At 41.6% G+C, this 20,864-nt stretch carries 18 protein-coding genes; 6 read left to right on the forward strand and 12 right to left on the reverse strand.

All coding sequences use genetic code 11. The annotated features are described in order from the left end of the window. Positions 1 to 105: 105 nt before the first annotated feature. A complete protein-coding gene (locus tag H6G96_RS24195; protein WP_190914238.1) occupies positions 106 to 705 on the reverse strand; it encodes an MBL fold metallo-hydrolase in 600 nt (199 codons plus the stop codon). A gap of 646 nt (positions 706 to 1,351) precedes the next feature. Between H6G96_RS24195 and H6G96_RS24200 the strand changes: the two genes are divergently transcribed. Beyond that, on the forward strand, positions 1,352 to 1,723 hold the full coding sequence (locus H6G96_RS24200) for a four-helix bundle copper-binding protein (RefSeq protein WP_190914425.1): 372 nt from the start codon (positions 1,352 to 1,354) through the stop codon (positions 1,721 to 1,723). Between the two features lie 124 nt (positions 1,724 to 1,847). Here H6G96_RS24200 and modB read toward each other — a convergent pair whose 3' ends face one another. Both modB and H6G96_RS24210 read right to left on the reverse strand, forming a co-directional pair. Further along, the gene (gene modB, locus H6G96_RS24205; RefSeq protein WP_190914240.1) at positions 1,848 to 3,650 is read right to left on the reverse strand and encodes a molybdate ABC transporter permease subunit; all 1,803 of its coding nucleotides are present in this window, start codon (positions 3,648 to 3,650) and stop codon (positions 1,848 to 1,850) included. A gap of 171 nt (positions 3,651 to 3,821) precedes the next feature. Continuing rightward, positions 3,822 to 4,724, reverse strand: coding sequence for a class I SAM-dependent methyltransferase (locus tag H6G96_RS24210; protein WP_190914242.1), 903 nt, complete (start codon positions 4,722 to 4,724; stop codon positions 3,822 to 3,824). A 264-nt stretch (positions 4,725 to 4,988) separates the two neighbouring features. Here H6G96_RS24210 and H6G96_RS24215 point away from each other — a divergent pair, with 264 nt between their 5' ends. Further along, the gene (locus H6G96_RS24215) at positions 4,989 to 6,500 is read left to right on the forward strand and encodes an FAD-dependent oxidoreductase (RefSeq protein WP_190914244.1); all 1,512 of its coding nucleotides are present in this window, start codon (positions 4,989 to 4,991) and stop codon (positions 6,498 to 6,500) included. A gap of 107 nt (positions 6,501 to 6,607) precedes the next feature. Continuing rightward, entirely contained in the window at positions 6,608 to 6,973 is a 366-nt protein-coding gene (locus H6G96_RS24220) for a DUF6464 family protein (protein ID WP_190914246.1), read from the forward strand. Positions 6,974 to 7,013: 40 nt separating this feature from the next. Here the strand turns inward: H6G96_RS24220 and fmt are convergent, their stop codons facing one another. Continuing rightward, positions 7,014 to 8,012 carry a methionyl-tRNA formyltransferase gene (fmt, locus tag H6G96_RS24225; protein WP_190914248.1) on the reverse strand — a complete coding sequence of 333 codons (999 nt, stop codon included), beginning with the start codon at positions 8,010 to 8,012 and terminating at the stop codon, positions 7,014 to 7,016. An 872-nt stretch (positions 8,013 to 8,884) separates the two neighbouring features. Here fmt and H6G96_RS24230 point away from each other — a divergent pair. After that, positions 8,885 to 10,204, forward strand: coding sequence for a hypothetical protein (locus H6G96_RS24230; protein ID WP_190914250.1), 1,320 nt, complete (start codon positions 8,885 to 8,887; stop codon positions 10,202 to 10,204). A 91-nt stretch (positions 10,205 to 10,295) separates the two neighbouring features. On the opposite strand, the gene H6G96_RS24235 is transcribed toward H6G96_RS24230, so the two are convergent. The 6 genes from H6G96_RS24235 to H6G96_RS24260 form a co-directional block, all read right to left on the reverse strand. After that, entirely contained in the window at positions 10,296 to 10,841 is a 546-nt protein-coding gene (locus H6G96_RS24235; protein WP_190914252.1) for a DUF3592 domain-containing protein, read from the reverse strand. A gap of 198 nt (positions 10,842 to 11,039) precedes the next feature. Continuing rightward, positions 11,040 to 11,330 carry a cell division topological specificity factor MinE gene (minE, locus tag H6G96_RS24240; protein WP_190731996.1) on the reverse strand — a complete coding sequence of 97 codons (291 nt, stop codon included), beginning with the start codon at positions 11,328 to 11,330 and terminating at the stop codon, positions 11,040 to 11,042. Between the two features lie 35 nt (positions 11,331 to 11,365). Further along, positions 11,366 to 12,172, reverse strand: a complete 807-nt coding sequence (gene minD / locus H6G96_RS24245; RefSeq protein ID WP_190914254.1) for a septum site-determining protein MinD — start codon at positions 12,170 to 12,172, stop codon at positions 11,366 to 11,368. A 186-nt stretch (positions 12,173 to 12,358) separates the two neighbouring features. Continuing rightward, positions 12,359 to 13,408, reverse strand: a complete 1,050-nt coding sequence (gene minC / locus H6G96_RS24250; RefSeq protein ID WP_190914256.1) for a septum site-determining protein MinC — start codon at positions 13,406 to 13,408, stop codon at positions 12,359 to 12,361. A 148-nt stretch (positions 13,409 to 13,556) separates the two neighbouring features. Beyond that, entirely contained in the window at positions 13,557 to 14,879 is a 1,323-nt protein-coding gene (locus tag H6G96_RS24255; protein ID WP_190914258.1) for a four-carbon acid sugar kinase family protein, read from the reverse strand. A 57-nt stretch (positions 14,880 to 14,936) separates the two neighbouring features. After that, positions 14,937 to 15,599 (reverse strand): hypothetical protein, encoded by a 663-nt coding sequence (locus H6G96_RS24260; protein WP_190914260.1) that lies wholly within the window; start codon positions 15,597 to 15,599, stop codon positions 14,937 to 14,939. 956 nt (positions 15,600 to 16,555) lie between these two features. Here H6G96_RS24260 and H6G96_RS24265 point away from each other — a divergent pair. After that, a complete protein-coding gene (locus tag H6G96_RS24265; protein WP_190914262.1) occupies positions 16,556 to 17,029 on the forward strand; it encodes a hemerythrin domain-containing protein in 474 nt (157 codons plus the stop codon). Positions 17,030 to 17,130: 101 nt separating this feature from the next. Then, on the forward strand, positions 17,131 to 18,252 hold the full coding sequence (locus H6G96_RS24270; protein WP_190914264.1) for a Gfo/Idh/MocA family oxidoreductase: 1,122 nt from the start codon (positions 17,131 to 17,133) through the stop codon (positions 18,250 to 18,252). A gap of 244 nt (positions 18,253 to 18,496) precedes the next feature. Here the strand turns inward: H6G96_RS24270 and H6G96_RS24275 are convergent, their stop codons facing one another. Next, positions 18,497 to 19,057: an SH3 domain-containing protein gene (locus H6G96_RS24275; RefSeq protein ID WP_190914266.1), complete on the reverse strand. Its 561-nt coding sequence runs from the start codon at positions 19,055 to 19,057 to the stop codon at positions 18,497 to 18,499. A 401-nt stretch (positions 19,058 to 19,458) separates the two neighbouring features. Beyond that, positions 19,459 to 20,748: a Glu/Leu/Phe/Val dehydrogenase gene (locus H6G96_RS24280; protein ID WP_190914268.1), complete on the reverse strand. Its 1,290-nt coding sequence runs from the start codon at positions 20,746 to 20,748 to the stop codon at positions 19,459 to 19,461. Positions 20,749 to 20,864 lie beyond the last annotated feature (116 nt).

Below are 20,864 nucleotides of genomic sequence, written 5' to 3' on the forward strand. Positions count from 1 at the left end.
GCTGAAAAGGTTTTAAATTACAATTCTTCCTATAGCCTTTTTCATCTATTTGAACCACAATCTCCTGTAGGGTAGCACAGCTAGCTAGCTGTGCTACTCACCCATTTACAACGTCGCTGCAAGTTCCTTTAAGCGATCGCGTCCGTCGCGGAAGACGGGCCAACCATCCCCTACCAACACTGCTTCAACCTGACTCAGTTGAGCTAACCTGTGAACAGAAGCAACAGCCTCCTCTCGATTCAGCAGCTTGTCATCTGGCAATATAGTTAAGCTACCTGCTTTGCGTGCCCTGACTAAATCCCCTGTAATCAAAGTTGTCTCGTCCAGTAACAAAGCCAATTCACCGGGAGTTTTTGAGCCTTGGAGTTCAATTACCTTAAGTCCTGGCACAAATTCTTCACCATCAGACAGCCAGCGATCGCAAGCTATAGGAAAAGTGTCTTTTTCTGCCACAGGGCCAGCTATTTTAGCGTATGTTTGATCGGCAATTTCTTTACTTGCCCTGACATGCTCGGAATTTGTCAGCACAATCCAAACCACACCACCGAGGGATTTTAGATGATTCCAATCATGGTTTGATAGGGCTACTGGGTCAATCAAGATGTTGCCATCTGGGCGAATCCAGGCAATCCCATTGAAATCAATATTTCTTGCCGGATTGAAATTAGACCAGCTATAGAGATCGGGACGGTGCAAAGATTTCATGATGATTCTGGATCAGTACTTCAGTAATTGACTATTTATATCAATAATTAAGTATATAGATAATGAGGGCATTGGGCATTGGGCATTGGGCATTGGGTACTTGTACTGAGTGTACTCCTACAGAAAAGTAAGCTACGCGTAGCTTCTCATAGAAAAGTATTGGTTATTTCCCCCTGCTCCTCTGGATCTGGGGTTTGAGTATACTACGTTAATCCTATCGGTATTATGATTTTTATTGGTTTTAGAAAAATTTTTGTATAACCGCAATAGAGATAACTAAGTTAATAAATAGCAGGTTATCATAAGTTCATAAATCTCTTTTTTAGGCATTTATTAAAAATAATAACATTATTTTTGCGCTAGATTTAACTCTAACTTTTGATCCCCAATGAGAAGTTGATCTGCTCAATAAAACCCCACTAAAAAATGGGGGATTATAAGCCTTAATGCATAGTAATCCTTAGAAAAACAACACTAACCTAGTGTAGAATTCGCTCTAATTATCGGTAATTAGATCGGGATAGTAGGCTTACAAATGCTAGATCAAAAACCCCATTGACTCTTTAAAAAGATAGAACTAATGTTAGAAGTAGTCCTTCTAAAGGACACTTTTTATGCATCAAAAAATCAAGAGGTATTTCCTATGATGATGATGATGATGACTGAAACTATGACTGCCGAAATGCAAACCTGCATAGAAGCTTGCATGGACTGCCACAAAATGTGCATGGAAACCATGACTTACTGCATGGCGAAAGATGGTAAGCACATGGATAGCAACATGATGAGTATGATGAGCATGATGCGCGATTGTTCTGAAATGTGCATGATGTGCATGAATATGATGATGAGCGGTTCTGAGTTCATGGGACGCACTTGTATGCTCTGTGCTGAAATGTGCGATCGCTGTGCAATGGCTTGTGAAATGATGAGCGATGATGCGAAAATGATGCAATGTGCTGCTGCTTGCCGCAAGTGTGCAGAGTCTTGTAGAAGTATGCAGATGATGCCCGCATAAATTACTTTAACTAGCAGAAGTTTCTCTGCAACCTAATATTCAAGCGCTCAGACTCTTTTGGTCTGGGCGCTTGAAGTAATAATATTATCTTGAAGAATTTCCCGCATCTTGTGTATCTCTGCGTTTATTCCATCAAAATCAAGCGCTGAGGATCTAAACGCACATACCAAGGAAAAGGTTGGTCTTTCATAATGGCCCATTTTTCTTTAAAGACTTCAGCTTGCAGATGGTAGTCTTGAGAGTTCTTGCCAACAGAATTTAGTTTGAGAAACAACGTCATTCGATGAGGCGTTTCACTTGTTCGTACTACCCAGCAGGGAAAAGTATTTTCCTGAGATGAGTCGTTGGTAAAAATAAACTGATGGGCACGAATGCCGATGTGAGATAATTCGCTCTTGATTGGTTCAATTATTTGAAGGGTACAATCCCAATCAATTGCTTCTACTTGTTGCGATGATTGGAGAACAACGCGGGAAAAGTTTTTACATCCAGTAAGTTGGGCAACACTAACGCTAGCAGGATGCTTAAAAATATCATGTTTGCTACCATAATGAACGGCTCTACCATGCTCCAATACCAACAGATTTGGGCATATCCGATAAGCTTCTTCCATATTATGAGTGACAAATAGAGTCACACCTTGATAACCAGCAAGAGTTTCTGTCATTTGCTGCTCTAATTGACTACGCAGATGGGTGTCAAGTGCCGAGAACGGCTCATCTAAAAGCAATGCTTCCGGTTGACTTGCTAATGCTCTTGCTAAAGCTACCCGTTGTTGTTGTCCTCCAGAAAGTTGATGCGGATAGCGATCGCCTAATCCCTGCAACTGCATTGCTATTAGTTGCTGTTCTACCTGGACTCTAATACTCCCAGCCGATAGTTTTTTGGGCAAACCAAAAGCGATGTTTTGCGCCACATTCATGTGCGGAAACAGAGCGTAATTCTGCACTAAAAAACCAATACGGCGATCGCGGCTGGGTAAATTAATTCCTTGTTCCGAGTCAAACAGAACTCTGCCATTTAAAACTATGCGCCCGGTTGTCGGCGTTTCTATCCCCGCAAGGCAGCGCAAAATCATGCTCTTCCCTGCACCAGAACCTCCCAATAATCCCAAGGGTTGCTCATCAGTACTAAAAGCAACTTTTAAATCAAAGCTAGGAAGGATTTTTTCAATGTTGACAAACAATCCACCAGATTCAAAGCTAGATTGCGGAGTATAAAGAATTTCTCCCCCCACTCCCCACTCCCCACTCCCCACTCCCCCCTTCTTTTCCCTCAATTCTTGCCAGAAGTTGGCTGCAATAATTCCAGATAGAGAAATCACCATAATAGCGATCGCCCAGAACCACGCCTCATTCATTGCTCCCGCTTCCACAGCAAAATAAATTGCCATTGGGATTGTCTGCGTTTGTCCAGGAATGTTACCAGCTAACATCAACGTCGCTCCGAATTCTCCCAAAGCACGGGCGAAAGCGAGCATTGTCGCGGCTGCAATACCGGGTAATGCTAGGGGAAAACTAATGCGCCAAAAGATTGTGGTTTCAGTTGCACCAAGGGTTCTGGCTACTCGCAGCAAATTAGCATCTATTTGTTCAAAAGCTCCCAATGTAGTTTTATACATTAAAGGGAAAGAAACTACAGTAGCTGCGATCGCGGCACCATACCAAGTAAAGACGATGCTGAAGTCAAAAGCCTGCATCAGTTTCCCTACAGGGCCATTTTTTCCAAAAAATAGCAGCAACAAGAAACCGACAACCGTGGGGGGCAAAATCAGTGGCGCAATAAAGATACTCTCAATCAACGATTTACCTTTGCCACGATATCCCAGCATCCAGTAGGCAGCAGCGATACCCAAAAAGAAGGTGATAAATGTAGCAAGTAATGAAGTTTTGAGTGATATCCAAAGAGGCGATAAATCCAATGGCATAGTTGTCTGGGAAAGAATTAGCTCAACTAATCCATAATTTACCAACTTTAGTTAAAATATGTTCGCAAAAGTTGGTAGATTACATTTTTTGGAAAAATAAAAGCACAACAATGTTGTGCTTCCGTAGTTCCTTTGTATTCAGTTAATTGTTACAACAAGATACTTGCTTAATTAGTCCAGTTTTGTGCTGTAGGCGCTAAAACCATAAGCCAAAGTTTCCTTTAGATTATCTGATGGCTTAAGGCTCCTATTGATCGCATTAGCAAATGGCACTGGAATTCCTTTAACGGTTTCCGGCAAAATTGCATATTCTTGCGTTGGTTCGACAATGTATTGTGGACACTTCGTTTGTATGCCAGCAGTTGCTAACATTTCATTTATTTCAGCAGATGTATATTGCTTAAGATAAACTGGATTTCTCACAAATGGATTCAACCTTCTGATAAAATTATGGATAATATGAGAAGGACAAGCTTTGTTGTGAAAAGAATGATTAAAAACAAAAATTCCACCAGGTTTTAATACGCGAGATATGTCAGCTAACAAATTTCTTAATTGTGCATCTGGGATATGCATAAAGACGCAGTTAGAAATTACCAAATCTATAGAATTATCTTCTAAAGGCAATATTTCAGCAGAAGTACAAATCAAGTTAAATTCAGCTTCTGGAAAAAAATCATATTCTTGTTTAACCTTAATTAACCGCCGCAACAAAGGTTCAGAAATATCAATTCCATAATATTTTTCGCATCTCAAATTTTTTGCTTTAGAGAGATGCAAAGGTGCGCGACCATAACCAGAACCAATCTCCAGAATAGAACCAACAGATTTATTCAAGGGAAATTTGTTCCAAGTACCTCCAGGTGTGCCAGTTAATAGAGTGTAATCTTGTTTGATGGGCGATGTATCTACAATTTTTTCGATTTTTTGGGAACCATAATATGTTTTACCAATTGCATCCCATGTTTTTTTATGTTGAGTATTATTCAATTGCTCATAGTCACTAGGGAAATAAATGCCATCTCGTAATTCAAAGTCATTCAAACTGAATTTTACATTTGCTAATTGAGCCATTAGAATTATTCCTTATGAATAGTTAAGTCTGTTTCCTGTTATACTCTTAACTCAGCATTAACCGCAAGTGATTTTTACTGACCTGCTCCACTTTAGCCTTTCTTTAAAGTCTATAACTGTTTTCAATCCGATGGAATATAGTTCGGAGGGCGCACAGATATCGTATTGCATCCAAACAAAAACCACTCTAATAGCAACCGTCATCTGATGAGAGCGGCAAGTTCGTATACATTAGTTGATAGACTGCAACAATCGGAGGCTGGGATGGTAGAAGGGTCACGACAAAAACGGGTGGTAGTTGTAGGTGCAGGTTGGGCTGGTTTAGGAGCAACCTACCATTTGGCAAAACAAGGGTATGATGTGACACTTCTAGAAGCAGGTCCCTATCCCGGTGGACTGGTAGCAGGTTGGCAAACAGGCGCAGGAAAGTCTGTTGAAGCTGGCATTCATGGCTTTTGGTATCCTTACAAAAATATTTTTTCCCTAATCAATGAATTAGGAATTAATCCTTTTACTACTTGGACTCGTTCTTCGCAATATTCGCCAGCAGGCTTGGAAGTTGAATCACCGATTTTTCAAGACTTACCGCGACTTCCTTCTCCATTAGGAACTTTTCTCTACACACAGTTTAAGCGGTTGCCACTAATTGACCGTCTCAGTGCCTTGCCTTTACTTTATGCTGTTGTTGATTTTGACAATTCCGATGAAGCTTGGCGGCGCTATGACTTTGTAACTGCTCGTGAATTGTTTAAAGATTTCAACGTTTCTGCACGGCTTTACCGCGATGCTTTTGAACCAATGTTATTAGTGGGCTTGTTTGCCCCTGGTGAACAATGTTCAGCCGCCGCAACTTTAGGGATGCTTTACTTTTTTATTCTGGCTCATCAACCAGATTTTGATGTAGTTTGGTGTCGGGGAACTGTTGGAGAAAAAATATTTCGTCCTTGGGTAGAACGTATTGAAAAAGCTGGTGCGCGAGTGTTACCCAAGCGCCGGGTTACAGACTTAATTGTTGATAGTCATCATCGAGCCAAGGGTGTAGTTTGCGGTGATGAAGTAATTGAAGCAGATGCCGTGATTTTTGCCGTTGGGATCACGGGAATGAAGAAAATTGTTTCAACTAGCCCTAGTTTACAAAGCCGTGAAGAATTCCGTAATTTGAGCAATTTAGGAGCAATTGATGTTTTAGCAACGCGACTATGGTTCGACCGCAAAATTGATATTCCTCGTCCTTCCAATGCTTGCTTTGGATTTGACGCAACTACAGGTTGGACATTTTTTGATTTGAATGCTCTACATGATGAATATCGGGATGAGGCGGGAACAGTGATTGAAGCTGATTTTTATCACGCAAATCAGTTTCTCAATTTGAGTGATGAGGAGATTTTACCAATAGTTCAGGGTTATTTAGCAACTTGTGTACCGGCGTTTCGAGGAGCAAAGATCATTGATAGCAGTGTAATTCGGCTACCTCAAGCGGTGACTCACTTTGCACCTGGTAGTTACCGTTATATGTTGCCTGCTAAAACAAGTTTTGAGAATGTGTTTATGAGTGGGGATTGGATTGTGAGCCGTCATGGTTCCTGGTCACAGGAAAAGGCTTATGTTAGTGGTTTAGAAGCGGCAAACTTGGTGGTGTCTTATTTGGGAGAAGGTCAGCCATCTGAGATTTTAGCTGTAGAAGAGGATGAAGCGCATATCCAAGTGGCGCGATCGCTCAACCAAACTTTGCGTGACTTGGGCAAATCTATCCTACCTGAATTTTGGTTGCCGTAATCCGTAGGAGCGCAAAGAGTTAATCATCAATTGTAATCTAAATTCGGTAAGCTAAAGAAAGCTATTGTTATACCATCCTTCTAATGTAAATCAAATCACATAAGCTTATGGAGCCAGACTCTTTACAAACCGAGGTGATTTTGACGCATCCGCGTGAGTCACTCGGTAAAGTGCAACTTGATTGGACACCCCAACCCGGAAATTACCTTGATTTTGAAGGTAAAACTTATGCGGTTTTAGAGCGCCGCCATAGATACCAACTTAAAGCTGGGCGCTACCGCTTACATAATGTTGCTATTTACGTACAGTCGGCTAAACGACCATCTGAGAAAAGTTTGGTAGGTGGACGTTGGGTAGTTGGCGATGCCACTTGCTCCTATAATGCTCATTCAGAACTCATTCGCTGTGCGGTTAACCCAGATGGCCCTTGCGAATCTTGCCGCTTTTATGAAAAGTTAGAAGTTACAAGTTAAAAGTTATTCTCCCTCATCTCCCACATCTCCCTCATCCCTCTCAACTACCCGCGCCAAAAACTTCTCCCACAGTTAAGCGGGTACCATTAACAAAATCCCATCCCGACTGGGGACGTTTACCAGCTAGCTGAACCTCTCGTACCAGCAACAAACCTTCCCCAGTTTGGACGATCGCTCCAATTCCTTTGGCAATGCTGACTACAACTCCCGGTCTGTCTGATAAATTTGACAAATCGGGCAATTTATGAATTAATTCTTGTAATTCTGGTGGGAGATCGCTTACAGAATCAAGGGGAGCAGAAGCGGTGATTTTTAGCAGGTTGTTACGAAAGGTAGCGGTGCAGTTAGGGTAAAAGCCTCTGATTTGATTGTGTAATTGGATAGCGCTTTTTGACCAATCCAAACCATAATCTTGTTTTTGAATCAGAGGTGCATAAGTAGCTTCTAAATTATCTTGGGGAATTGGTTGAATTTCCTGGCGTTCCAACTTCAATAGAGTTTCCACTAACAAATCCCCACCGATCCCAGCTAGTCTTTCAGCTAAATCTTGAGTATTATCCAGTAATCCAATCGGTGTAGTGGCTATTTGTAGCATTGGCCCGGTATCCATCCCCACATCCATTAACATGGTTGTGATCCCCGTTTCTTTCTCACCGTTGTACAAGCACCACTGAATCGGTGCTGCACCCCGATATTTGGGTAAAATCGAGCCATGCACATTAATACAGCCCAATTTTGGCATATTCAATATTTTTGACGATAATATCTGTCCATAGGCGACAACAACAAACACATCTGCGTCTGATTGTTTGAGTTGGGTTAAAGTTTCGGTGTCTTTTTTCACCCGATCCGGTTGCCATACTGGCAAGTTGTGAGCAGTTGCGATCGCTTTTACTGGTGAGGGGATCAGTTTATTTCCGCGTTCCCGGCGTTTATCTGGTTGAGTGACAACTGCCAACACCTCAAATTCTGAATGATTCAATAACTTTTCTAACGTGGGCACAGCAAACTGTGGTGTACCAAAGAATACAATTCTCATTAATAATTAGTTGTTAACTGTTAGTGATTAATTAATAGTAAATAATATTGGCTGTTTGGTGGTATAATGTTTTCGTATTGGTGAACCAGAAGACTGCAAGACTGCAAAATTTAACTTAATAGTTAAGTTGACAAGTATAAAAGCTAGTATTAACCGCATCTACCTTTAGTGATCCCAAGAGTTTAGTGGGGTATCGTCACGAACCGCTAGAGCATCTACCGAGTAAATTTTGTTGTGTTCCTGATAATTTCACCCAAACTAGCGTTAAATGCAATTGTGTTTATAAAAAAACTATTGCATTTTATAGCTATTTTTGCAGTAGTTGAGATTGCAATTTATAACTTTGGGTTGCTGACAGCAGTGTTTTCTGAGTATGATGTGTTATGCGTCCGCTTTAAGAGCTTTTCACTTAACGCCTCACGTTTACCATTATGAGGGTTTGCCCTCTGATATTAGTGTGTAACTTGGCTTGTTTGTTGTGTACTAGCGATCGCTAGTACGATCCCCAATAGCCGATTTATCTCACTCTTGGTTGCCAGCGTTATTGGCTAAACTATACGCTGAATATCCCTTGACTAATACCTGTTTTTGGTGTGTTTAGGTATAGCAACAGCAACATTACATATTGTGTAGTAATTACTGAATTCTCAGCATATTTACTATACTCGCATATTTTTGTACAAAAACATCCAATACCTGAGAAAGAAGGGGTGTAAAGATGATACTTAATTTGTGTAAAACTCTGCAAAATTTGAATAAAATATATCGTCAAAGTTCTTAGTTTCTTGTTATACATATAATTAACGCCTGCCCCATTGCTGCATAGGTATTGCTTCTCACATAGCAACCGCCCCCCTCTAGAGATTCTACAAATGCTTAAACTCCTTTTGCTGTCAGGATGGTTCCGCACGCAACCATTGATCAATTACGTTGTCGTTGTGATGCTAATCGCACCCTTGCTAGGCGCATCGGCTCACTCGTTCCCAGTAAAATCCGAAGTAGCTAAACTAACTTCGATCACTGGAGATTCTGATGTATCAAAGGAAATAGCTGTAGTTGGGGAACCTGAGATAGCTGAAATACTAACCACAGAGCAAACTTACTCCTTAACAGAAAAATTTGACTCTGTGCCAACACAAAGTACTGCTGTTCAGGAACCGCAAGTATTACCAGCAGAGAAAATTGAGTCTTTAGCTCAAATAGATAGTTTTGTCTCAAGTAGCGATTTAACTGTTCCCGATTCTTTGGCAGCAGTTGAACTCGCACCATTAACAGATGTTCCTGTTAGTCAGCTTAATTTAATCCGAAAACTCAAAGCTGCTAATATCAAGTCTTTGAAAGGACAAGAAAATTATTTCCTCAAAGAAAAATCTTTTACTGAATCATTGACAGCAACTCAAGTAACACCAACTCTTAGAGAATCAAAACCAACCACAACAACGGAAATACCTGTTTCTGAACCACGTGATGAGTCCCAAGCAGAACAAATAGATCCTATAGGTAGTCCTCATCCTATTCCTTGGAAATGGATTACAGCGACTCAAGAGGCGATTGGTTCCAAGGGCGGTTCGGGAGTACGCCACTACCGTAGCGTACCGGTGGTTTCTCCAGATGGGAAATATGCTGTTTATAGCCGGGTGCAACTGGAAGTAAAACCAGAAATGTACAACAGCCATGTTAACAGCGTTCTGTTTGTCCAAGATATGCACACCAAGAGGTTGTGGGTGATGGCTTCAACGACTCCTGTTAGCGATCCTTTATTAAAGCTAAAGGCTGTAAAGGTGGCGGCATCAGAAGAAACTGATACGAGTGGTAAAATTGGGGTATTAGTTCCAGTTAGCTGGTCGGAAAAAGGCGATCGCTTCTTGGCACGTAAATTTGAAGGTATATTTAATGCAGGTGATTCTACAGATAGTGCAGTGATTTGGGATCGGCAAAAAAATCACACTAATATAGTTGCTCCAGCTACTCAAGAAGATGAGCATGAGAAAATTGCCGTATTGTTAGGTTGGAGTAAAAGCCAACCAGATCATGCACTGTTCCGTGCAGGTGAATTGGGCGAGGAAAACTGGCCATTAATGCAAGTTGCTAATGATGGTAAAACTATCCCCATAACAGACGATGATCAACCTATTACTTTTGGTAAAAAGGTTACAGAAATTTGGGCAGGCCCACAAGTTGCTTATCGATAATTTAGGGAAAGAAAATTTTATAATCTCCCTTTGTTTTGTGAGCCGCATTTGTCGTCAGTAAGGCTTAGGACAGTGACCGACTAGGTTATCCCTAAGTCTTTCCAAGCCGCTTTGTAGCATCTAGCATCACTTTAGCAACCACAAGCAAAACTCCAGTCGGCACTGCTAGAGTATAAAATACTTTAATAGCATCTCCCAAGTTAGATTGAGCAGGTGCAGTAGTTCCAATAAAAGTGTTTTGAGGGTTGGTGCGATCGTACCAAACCTTTACTATTTGTCCCTTGTCAAATTGAGGATCTCTGGGACACGTTCTCTGCCTTGAATCTTGACAAGGACGGCGTTTTATAGAGCAAGGCGAACTTTGTTGTTCATACTGCTGACCTTGAACCATAAATCGAATTACCGGACAGCTGAGTTTTTTACCCTCTGGATCAGACTTTGTAAAGGTGAAGGTTTCTCGACGAACTACAGTTGCGGAGGTAGATTCCCATTTAATACGTGGCTGAGTTAGAACTGACCAAGTTGACAATCCAGTGATTGTAACAACCATCACCCCCAAAAGAATAGCCAGCCCGATAAAAATCGAAGCAGATACAAGCAAAGTGATGCGAAAAAAGATGATTTTAAGCCGTGACATACAAGGCTAAACATAGTATCGATAATACCTGTATGTAAGTATGCCCAAATCAAATACTGTGTTATCTCAACTCATTTGACGTAGAATCACTTTTTTATAAAAACTTTTATTAATTCAAAAGTTGGGATGATTCGTCGTAATTGGCCATAATTTCACTACATCCTAAATAAAAACACTTCAGGCTAAAACTATAAAGACTTATTTATCACCCCTTTCCCATTCAGGTATAGCCCCTTTGACTCTGCGGATGGGCAAATTAGCAATTAAAGCTGTAGTTCGTTGGTTGCTTTCTAAGGAAAACTCCAAGCCCTCCGTCTCAATTTCGACATAGCGACAGACTACATCTAAGATTTCTTTCCGCATTTTTTCCAATGTTTGAGGATCTAAATCAGCGCGATCGTGAGCAATCACCAATTGCAGGCGACGTTTGACTTGAGTTCGACTGCTATCAGTACCGCGAGAAAAAAGTCGTTCTAGAAGTTCAATCATTACGAATAGGTCTGGCGCGGAGACTGGAAAATAAATTAAACAATCTTTGTCCTGAACAATCTTCGTATCCGGGCGAAGATGCTGTCTTGGGATGAGTCGATCTCCAGAAATTCGACACTTTCCCCTTCTAATCTACGAGCAATGTTCTCAAAGGCTGTGGCAGCTAAAGAGGGATTTTCCGCTAACACTAAGGGTTCGCCGCGATTGGTAGATACAATAACACGCTCGTCGTCAGGGATTACCCCGATCAGGGGAATGGCGAGAAGTTCCTGAACATCTTGCACTGACATCATATCATTTGCTTGCACCATTGAGGGTCTGATGCGGTTAATTATTAAATGAACACGCTTGACACCTTGTGCTTCTAGTAACCCCACTACCCGATCGGCGTCACGAACTGAGGAAATTTCTGGTGTGCTGATAACTAGCGCTTCTTTTGCCGGGCCGATCGCATTTTTAAACCCATTTTCAATGCCGGCGGGGCTATCGATGATCACGTACTGATACTTTTGCGCCAATGCATTCACCAATAACTTCATCTGTTCAGGTGTGACTGCATCTTTAGAGCGATTTTGGGCTGCCGGCAAAAGTACGAGATTGGGTTGGCGCTTATCTTTCACCAAGGCTTGTTCTAAGCGGCATTCTCTGGCTAAGACTTCCACCGCAGTATAGACAATGCGGTTTTCTAGCCCTAGCAGCAAATCCAAATTTCTCAGACCAAAATCCGCATCAACCAAGGCAACTTGACGCCCCATTTTGGCTAAAGCCATGCCCAGATTTGCCGAAACTGTGGTTTTACCCACTCCTCCTTTGCCGGAGGTAATCACAATAATGCGAGTCATGATAGAAATACGGTCAATAAGGGTTCAGAAAATATAAAACAGTAAATTGCAGTATAAAGTATGAAGTATCGTATCAAGTATGAAGAAATATCTGGTCTTCCTCATCAGGGCGAGGCATGAATATTTGTATTATTTCATCCTTATCTACTTCATCCTTTAAGTAAATATTTATGGCTCTTGATTGCTTTAGGTAAATTGGTTTCTGGAAAAATCAGTAGCCCTAGCAATGCGAATTCCTTGGGGCGTAATATGTGCCACCTCTGGAAAAAACTGTATTGGCAATTTTTCTGGTGCCCTAGCGACAGCATCTGCGATCCGCAATTGGGTTGGTTCCATTTGCAAAGCCATAATCAGACACTCACGATTGCCTCCAGCACCAGCATGAGCGATTCCACGTAGGCGACCCCAGATGATAATATCTCCATCTGCAATTACAATACCACCTGGATTTAAATCTCCCAATAGAATTACTGTTCCAGGATGACGAATTTCAACTCCAGAGCGGACTGTCATTTCCAAATAGAGAGCGTCTTCTTGGGGTATGGCTGTAGGTTTTGGCTCGGAATTCAGGGAAGTTACGGGCTGCAATTGTTCTACAGAATACCCAGATGTGACGGCAGCGATCGCAGTTTGCCGACGACTAGTCGAGACTGATATGAGCCGGAGTTGGACTTCATTCAAAGCCTCAGCGAGTTCTTGGAGTTGTCTGGCATCTACTAGACGGTCTTGTGCCATCAGATACACAGGGGTATTAGATATGCGGAAGCGATCGCCTGCATTCAAACGTTGTCTTATTTGTTGCCAAATTTCAGACCAAGTGAGTTCTGAGGCAGATACTTGGGATTCCGGGGGCAAAATTAATAAAAGTCGTCCCTCCTTACTTTTTAACTGGACTTGAGTATTGTCATTTACGCGATGCCCTGGTAATGCTGACTCATTAGGGTTTGAATCAGTAAGGATAAAATCTAATGCTGTATCAGCATTTGACTCTACATTTGGGTTGCCAGGATTTGACTCTATATTTGGGTTAGCAGGATTTGACTCTACATCCTCAAGGACAGTATTTGATTTTAAATAAAGGAGGACAGATTTTAACTCCGCATCCGGGAGGATAGAATCTGACTCTACATCAGAAACAGTAGGATTTACCTCTACCTCAGAAAGGATAGAGTTTGGTTCTGCATTAGGAAGTGCAGAATTTGACTTTAGATCGGGAACCGCAGAATCAGAAGTCATGCATTACTAGCCAAAAGACAAAGGATACACAGATTTTGGATTTTAAATTTTGGATTTTGGATTTGTATTACCCACGAGGGCTGAAAGCGCGTAGCAAGAAGTTAGTCTGGCATGAAGCAGAAGATTATTTAATCTCAAATCTTAAATCTCAAATTGGCAGGGTCAACCTCTGATAAACTGTCCCCAAGGCATCAGCATCGCCGACATTACCGGGAAACAGCACCACAGGTAAATCAGGAAACTGGGGATGATCGGAAGGCGTTAACACTATTGAACAACCAGCTAAAATTTGACCGAGTAAACGGGCTGAAGTTAAAGCTAGTCCATTACTCAAGACATCATTAGAGGTAATGCCACCCTTGCTGATTAAGAATCCTATATCAGATGGTAAACCGCGTACAATATCCATCAATAAACCTGAAACTTTTTCCCCAAACTCCAATCGTGTGTTGACATCTTTAAAATTCAGTTCCTGACGGCTAGTATAAACCACTGGTGTTTTGCCAGCCTTGTGTGCCGCCCGTGTACTTTCTTTGATTTCAGTTAGTAGTACCGCAGATTGATTTGCATCATCAAGTAATCGCGCTACATTCACCTCGATGCCCACTGTTCCTTCTACTCGTAACAGTGCTTCTAACTGCTGAGTAGTCTTTTTCACATGGGAACCAACAATCACCGCACCTGGTTTGCCTTGCCGCACGTACTGGGCCATGTTTTCGGCGGCAATGGGTTGGGGAGGTAAAGCTGCTAAAGCTGTTAAAATACTTGCTGCACTGCGAAACAGAAAGCGTTTACCTTGACTTGCTGCGGCTAATATGTCTACTGCAAAGCGATTGAGATCATCTTGAGTTTCACCATCTACAACACCGCACTTATTACCACTCAGTTGTAACAAGCTCTCCAAACTACCAGCGCGAATATCAGCTAGGAGAAACCTTTCTACAGCTTCGGCACTAATTTGTCCTTGAGTCTTTTCTTCGACGTACTTGGGTAAGTAACTGTGATGGTAACTGAAGACTGAATCACGGGCAAATTCAGTTTCATGCACTGGGGTGGGTACACCGCCGATAATTAAATAATGAACGCTGTCGCGGGTGATCCGCCCACCCTCAAAAAAAGCTGGTACGAGAAAATGAGCATCAAAAGGGCCGAGTTCTTGTGCGATCGCATCAGTTTCAATGGGATAATGTCCCCGCAAAGTAGAATCAGAACGGCTGACAATCAGAAAATCTTCAATTCCTTCAGCATTCAAAGCGATTTTCAAGTTTTGGCAAACTTGTGTGGTGACAGATGCAGCTGACTCTGGCGTTAGCGATCTAGTATTAGTTAGCACAAAGAAAATCGGCGAATCATCCTGCAACCCGATGCGTAAAGTGTCCACATCCCAGTGCATTAGCAGCAAGCAGCTGTGGACTGTTTGAGAACCCGTAGGGTCATCATCCAGGACAATTATTTTTGGTTTGTTGCTCATTTTAAGTCAACGGGGCGATTGTTTTTTAGGAAATTTATCAGCAAATAAAAACTCTACTTAGCCTTTGTGCAATTTTCTGATTTCTGCTTGCACATCGATCGCAATTTGCAATGATTGATTTAGCAGTTGAGCATATTCGCCTGCTTGACTACTAACTTGTAAAGCTTGCAGACTGGCTAAATTATTCACAAATAACTCTTGGTTATTAGCAAGCAATTTTTTATTATCCCGCAAAATTCGTTCCGTTTTCAGAGCGCGGACTAAATCTTCTCTAATTAGTTGCAGGGCGGCGGTTACTTTATCTCGGTCATGAATACTGCTTTCTACGTTTCCTGATGCTGCCAATTGGTCATTAATATCTATGGCAGCAACTAGGTCATGATATTTATCAACTTCATCTAAAAGTATTGTCAGCCCTTCAGGACAGGTCAACTGCCGCCAGAGCCATCGCCCCACTAATATCGGCATTGGCACTAAAATAAGTAAAAGAATTCCAAGTCTAATTGAAGAACCAATTGTCGGCAGAATAATAAAAGCGTAAATAAAGCCCACAATTATTGGCGTTAGCGCCAGCGTCACCAGCATTTCATTGATCAAAAACCCTAATCGCTTCTTGCTGTCTCGCAAAACAGAGGGACGAAAAACGTCTTCTGGATCGAACCCAGTCAAACGTCTCAGTTCCCCCTTACTAATTTCCAAGCCTATTAAGTCCGGCTGCACGGCTCGATAACTCCTATGGAAGCCCAAGTTGCGTATTTATTTTAATCGGGTTTGGTAGATAAGCAATGGATGGTTACGTATAGTTATGATAAAAAGCAGATTGTGGAACACGATTAGATAAAGCTAAAAAGCATTTGCACTTATTTCCTGCTCTATTTTGGATACAATGCAGTACTTATGTAGGCGATCGCGTTTAAGCGCATACTAATTTGAGTAGTATGGCCCCAGAACACATAAAACTAAATTATCGACCGCAAGCCACTAATACAGCATTGATGCCGATAGTTATTTGTTTTCCCGGTTGCAAAAACTCTCACTTTAACAACGCATAAAAATGTTCGCGGCTCATGAAAGTGTGGTAAAAAAAACTTTGCCTTGCAGGAATTAAATCACAACATTGCAATGCTTCCGAGAAGGAAATTCGTTGTATATTTACGCGTGCTTTGTTGGCAGAAAAATTTTTCCAATTAAACTCTTATTGTTTGGACTTATTACAAACTGTGTGTTTTATGCACCAATTATGCTTCAGGTTTTGAATATTCAAAATTTCCTCTAACTCTGCACCAAAAGAAAAGTACCTTCTGTCACATCATCATAATAAGAAAGTTGAGTTACCCCAAGCGCTCCACCAGAAATCACCTGCATTTTATAAATAACTTCTAAGCTCTACTTTACCCAGCAATGGGCTTAGTACATTTCTGTGTAGGAATCTTCATCTGGTGTTCCAGGTTTAGGTCGTAGCTTTGAACTACTAATGATACATACTCAGTATCCATCATGCCAAGGTTATGGATTTCATTTAAAGTGCAATAGCGAAAATATTCCTTAAGTCTAAATTAAAGCTTACTGAAAGAATGAGGTTTTAATTTACTAAGTCATTGAGAATATACGGTATCTCATTTATCAACCCCCAAATTCTCAGCCCTATAAATAGATAATTACTAAGGGAAAAGAAAATGGCTAAAACTAAAGCAACAGACATTCTTTCATTAATTGAGGCAGAACATCGCCAAGTTGAGAAACTTTTTGCAGAAGCAGAAAAAGCTAAGGGCGCAAAATTGCTTGAACAATTTAATCAAATCTATATAGCACTGAACTTACACGCTAGAACTGAAGAATTAGTCTTCTACCCAGCTATGCGAGAACACGAAGAAACTGAACAATATATTGAAGAAGCTGAAGAAGAACATGAAGAAGTTTCAGTAATTTTAGAAGAGATTAAGGCGCTTAAACCTACTGATCCTGAGTTTAAAGAAAAAATGAGCGAATTGAAAGAATCAGTTGAGCATCATGTAGAAGAAGAAGAAAGCGAGATTTTTAATGCTGTGCGCGAATGTATGAGTGAGAAAGAGCTAACTGAATTGGGTCAGGAATTTCAGGAAGCGAAAGCTAAGTTGGTACCTGATATAGAAGCTGCATTAGCAATGTAATAATGCACTTTTGCTAAGTGTTTCATCAACAGTTAGCCATAATTTGCACGTAATTAGTGCATGAAAATTACACAAGTATTCCTTTATCGGAGAATAGAAAAATGACTGCTACAAATGGCAACCGCAAAATTCGCTACGCTGTCGTTGGTTTAGGTTGGTTTGCCCAAGAAGCTGCCTTACCTTCCTTTGCCCATGCCGACAACTCAGAATTAGTGGCACTGGTTTCAGATGACTCTACTAAAAACGAAGAATTGAGCAAAAAGTATGGCATTCAGCATACTTACTCTTATGAGGAGTATGAAGACTGTCTGGCAAGTGGCGAAGTGGATGCAGTTTATATTGCGCTACCCAATCACTTGCATTGTGACTACACTATGCGAGCTGCTAATCAGGCAATTCATGTGTTATGTGAGAAGCCGATGGCAATAACTGAACAAGAGTGTGAGGCAATGATTAAAGCTGCCAATGACAACAATGTGAAGCTGATGATTGCCTACCGTCTACATTTAGAAGAAGCCAACTTACAAGCAGTCGAAATTGTCCGCTCAAAGCAAATTGGTGAACCACGTATTTTCAACTCGATATTTACTCAGCAAGTAGAAGAAGGCAATATTCGTTTACGAGATGTTACAGGTGGTGGCACGCTTTATGATATTGGCATCTACTGTATTAATGCTGCACGTTACCTATTTCAAGATGAACCAATTGAAGTATTTGCTGTAGCTGCCAATAAGGGAGAACAACGCTTTAGCGAAGTGGAAGAAATGGCTAGCGTTATCTTGCGTTTCCCTAATGAGCGATTGGCAACATTTACCTGTAGCTTCGGAGCTGCAAGTGTTTCAACCTATCAGATTGTAGGTACTGAAGGCGATTTACGAGTAAAACCTGCATATCCTTGGCAGGGAGAACTGAAGCACTACTTGACAATTAATGGTGAAACTCAAGAGCGTACCTTTGAGGATCACGATCAACTAGCAGCTGAATTTACGTACTTCTCTGATTGTATTCTCGAAGATAAAGACCCAGAGCCATCTGGGACGGAAGGGCTGATTGATGTTGCTATCATTCAAGCGCTGTACCAGTCAATTGAGACGGGCCAACCAGTGCAGATCGAAACTCGCGATCGCCATCAACGTCCCACATCGGAACAAACTATTGAGCGTCCTCCTAGTGACGATAAGCCAGACTTGATTCATGCTGCTGCGCCTTCTGGGCAGTCGTAAATTTGGTTGAAGAAGATGTTTAAATGCTTTGCATGGGAATGCTTCATGTGTTCTGCTGACTCAATGTCTGACTGGAGACAGCAGCCCCTAATTAGTCATTCCCATGCAGAGCATAGGAACAAAAGAACAATGGGGAAATCTAGCTTTTTTCGACTTGTATATACACCGTAGATTCCTTAGTAGATGGCGATTAGTGGTGAGGGCTTAGGTTTAAGTAAAAGTTGCAATGGCGTTAATTCATAATCTATGTACAACTGCTGAGGACTATTGAAGGAATATATCCATTTGTAGGGGATGAAATTGGTACCCAACCATCTTTTCCACGATTTTTAATTGTTACTTGCTGACCACTTTGTAGAACTCCAAGAATAGGACTATTAATTGAGGGTTCTTGCCTTACACGCAGAACTCCTCCCACAAAAATTTTGCGACAGTTATCTGTTTGAGAAGTTGTTTGTGAGGGAGGTACTGGCTGTCCACATTGCTTGAGATAAGCGGCAGATACATAGCCAGACTGCGGCGATGATATTGGCACCCAGCTGCTTGAAGAATTGGTCTTTTCGATAATTACGAGTGAGTAATTACGCAATGTTCCAATAATTGCACCATCTGGACTAGATCGAATATTGAGATTATCACCATCAGTCTCAACTCGGCGACAGTTATCTGGGGTCTGTACGAGTTGGTATTTACTTGAATGTTGGAGTGATGTAGGAATATTAGAGTCAGCAGGATATGCTGTCAGCGTCAAGGAAAGTGTTGCAGTTATTGCTAAGTGTTTTCGCCAGTCAAAAAACGTTATCATAACCAAACTTCTCAGTCTAAAAATAATGACTACTAAATACCAATTCTTTGTGAAGCTGCACAAAATTAAGCTTGGTCAGACTTGGGGTTTAAGTCCTAAGTTCTAGAGCAACTTCACAGGTAATCGGTATAAGTTGTATTTCTAATAAATGACGTTGGTGAAGAAACTTGTGTTGCAAAAAAATGTGTGATTAGCCAAAAAGTTGCTTGAAGAATTAATAACGCCTTTTTTTGAGTTCGCTTGCTATATGTATTAAGTTTCTTATTGTAATATCTAAGACATTTAGTAGTAGTTATGTAGCGATTGCTCAACCAGAAAAGGCAGCAATTTTAATGGCTCTTCTAGTGAAATTGCTGCCAACAATGATCTATTCTGCCCTGTGAACAACTAAGTATAAAATCTTAAGGATAAAGGCCTCTGTCAATCAGCGCCTGAGCGACTCTACCCACCCCTAAAGTGTAAGCTGCTAATCGCATAGGAATTTGGCGCACCTCGGACTGATGAATCACCCGATGGTAAGCTTGTACCATCAAATGCTCCATTTCGCGGTTAACCCGCTCCTCATCCCAAAATACGTAGGAAAGACCCTGCACCCACTCCAAATAACTAACTACCACACCGCCAGCATTCGCCAAGATGTCGGGTAGCACTGTCACACCTCGCGCCTCTAAGGACAAGCTAGCCTCAAGAGTAACTGGCCCATTAGCCGCTTCGGCAACAATTTGCGCTTGCACTTGATTCGCATTTTCTTCAGTGATTTGGTTTTCCAAAGCGGCTGGAATCAAGACATCGCAGGGTAAAGTTAATAAATCTGCATTGCTAATTGGTACAGATTGCGGGAAACCCATAATACTCTTGCGATTTTCAGCAGCATAGACCTTCAACTTGGGAATATCAAGACCGACTTCGGAAAATATTCCTCCAGCACCCGTTGAAACAGCGATAACTTTCGCGCCTGCAAGATGTAGTAATTCTGCTGCGGCACTACCAACGTTACCGAAACCCTGAATAGCTACTCGCACTCCTGCTAAGGATTTACCTTGCTGTGCCAGCGCCTCACGAACAATAATCATCACGCCACGTCCGGTTGCCATTTCCCGTCCTAGCGAACCACCAATAGAAACTGGTTTCCCAGTTACAACCCCTGGTACAGCATGACCGACATTTACAGAGTAAGTGTCCATCATCCAAGCCATTTCACGGGCAGAAGTACCCATATCTGGGGCAGGAATATCTACAGCAGGCCCTATATCTTTAATTAACTCGCTGATATAACGGCGGGTAATTCGCTCTAATTCGCCAACACTGTAGCGTTTCGGATCTATCGGAATGCCACCCTTCCCACCACCGTAGGGAATACCTAACAAAGCACATTTCCAGGTCATCAGCATTGCGAGAGCAGATACTTCGCGTAATGTCACAGCTGGATGGTAACGGGTTCCACCCTTGTAGGGGCCTAAAACATCAGAGTGCTGCACCCGGTGTCCAGCAAGAACCTGTATTTGCCCATTATCTAATTTCACGGGGATGGAAACCGTCACAACCTTACGCGGGTGGCTAAGAATTTCCAGCAAACCCTGATTTAAATTTAATTCTTTAGCTGCCGCTTCTAAGTAGCTACAGGCTTGATCAAATGGGCATATATGCGCCGGAGAAGCTGGTTCTGGCAGCAATAGGGATTTTGAAATCATAGAATTTTCTCCTAATCGCGGTATCTTTACGAACCGGATATCATCTGTATTTAGCTTATCCTTTTTTTTGGAAAAAAAGAAGTTTTGTAGTTTTTGTTACAGTTTTATATCTTATA

Origin of the sequence: Nostoc sp. FACHB-892, assembly GCF_014698795.1 — a bacterium.
In the GTDB taxonomy this organism is placed as follows: domain Bacteria; phylum Cyanobacteriota; class Cyanobacteriia; order Cyanobacteriales; family Nostocaceae; genus Nostoc.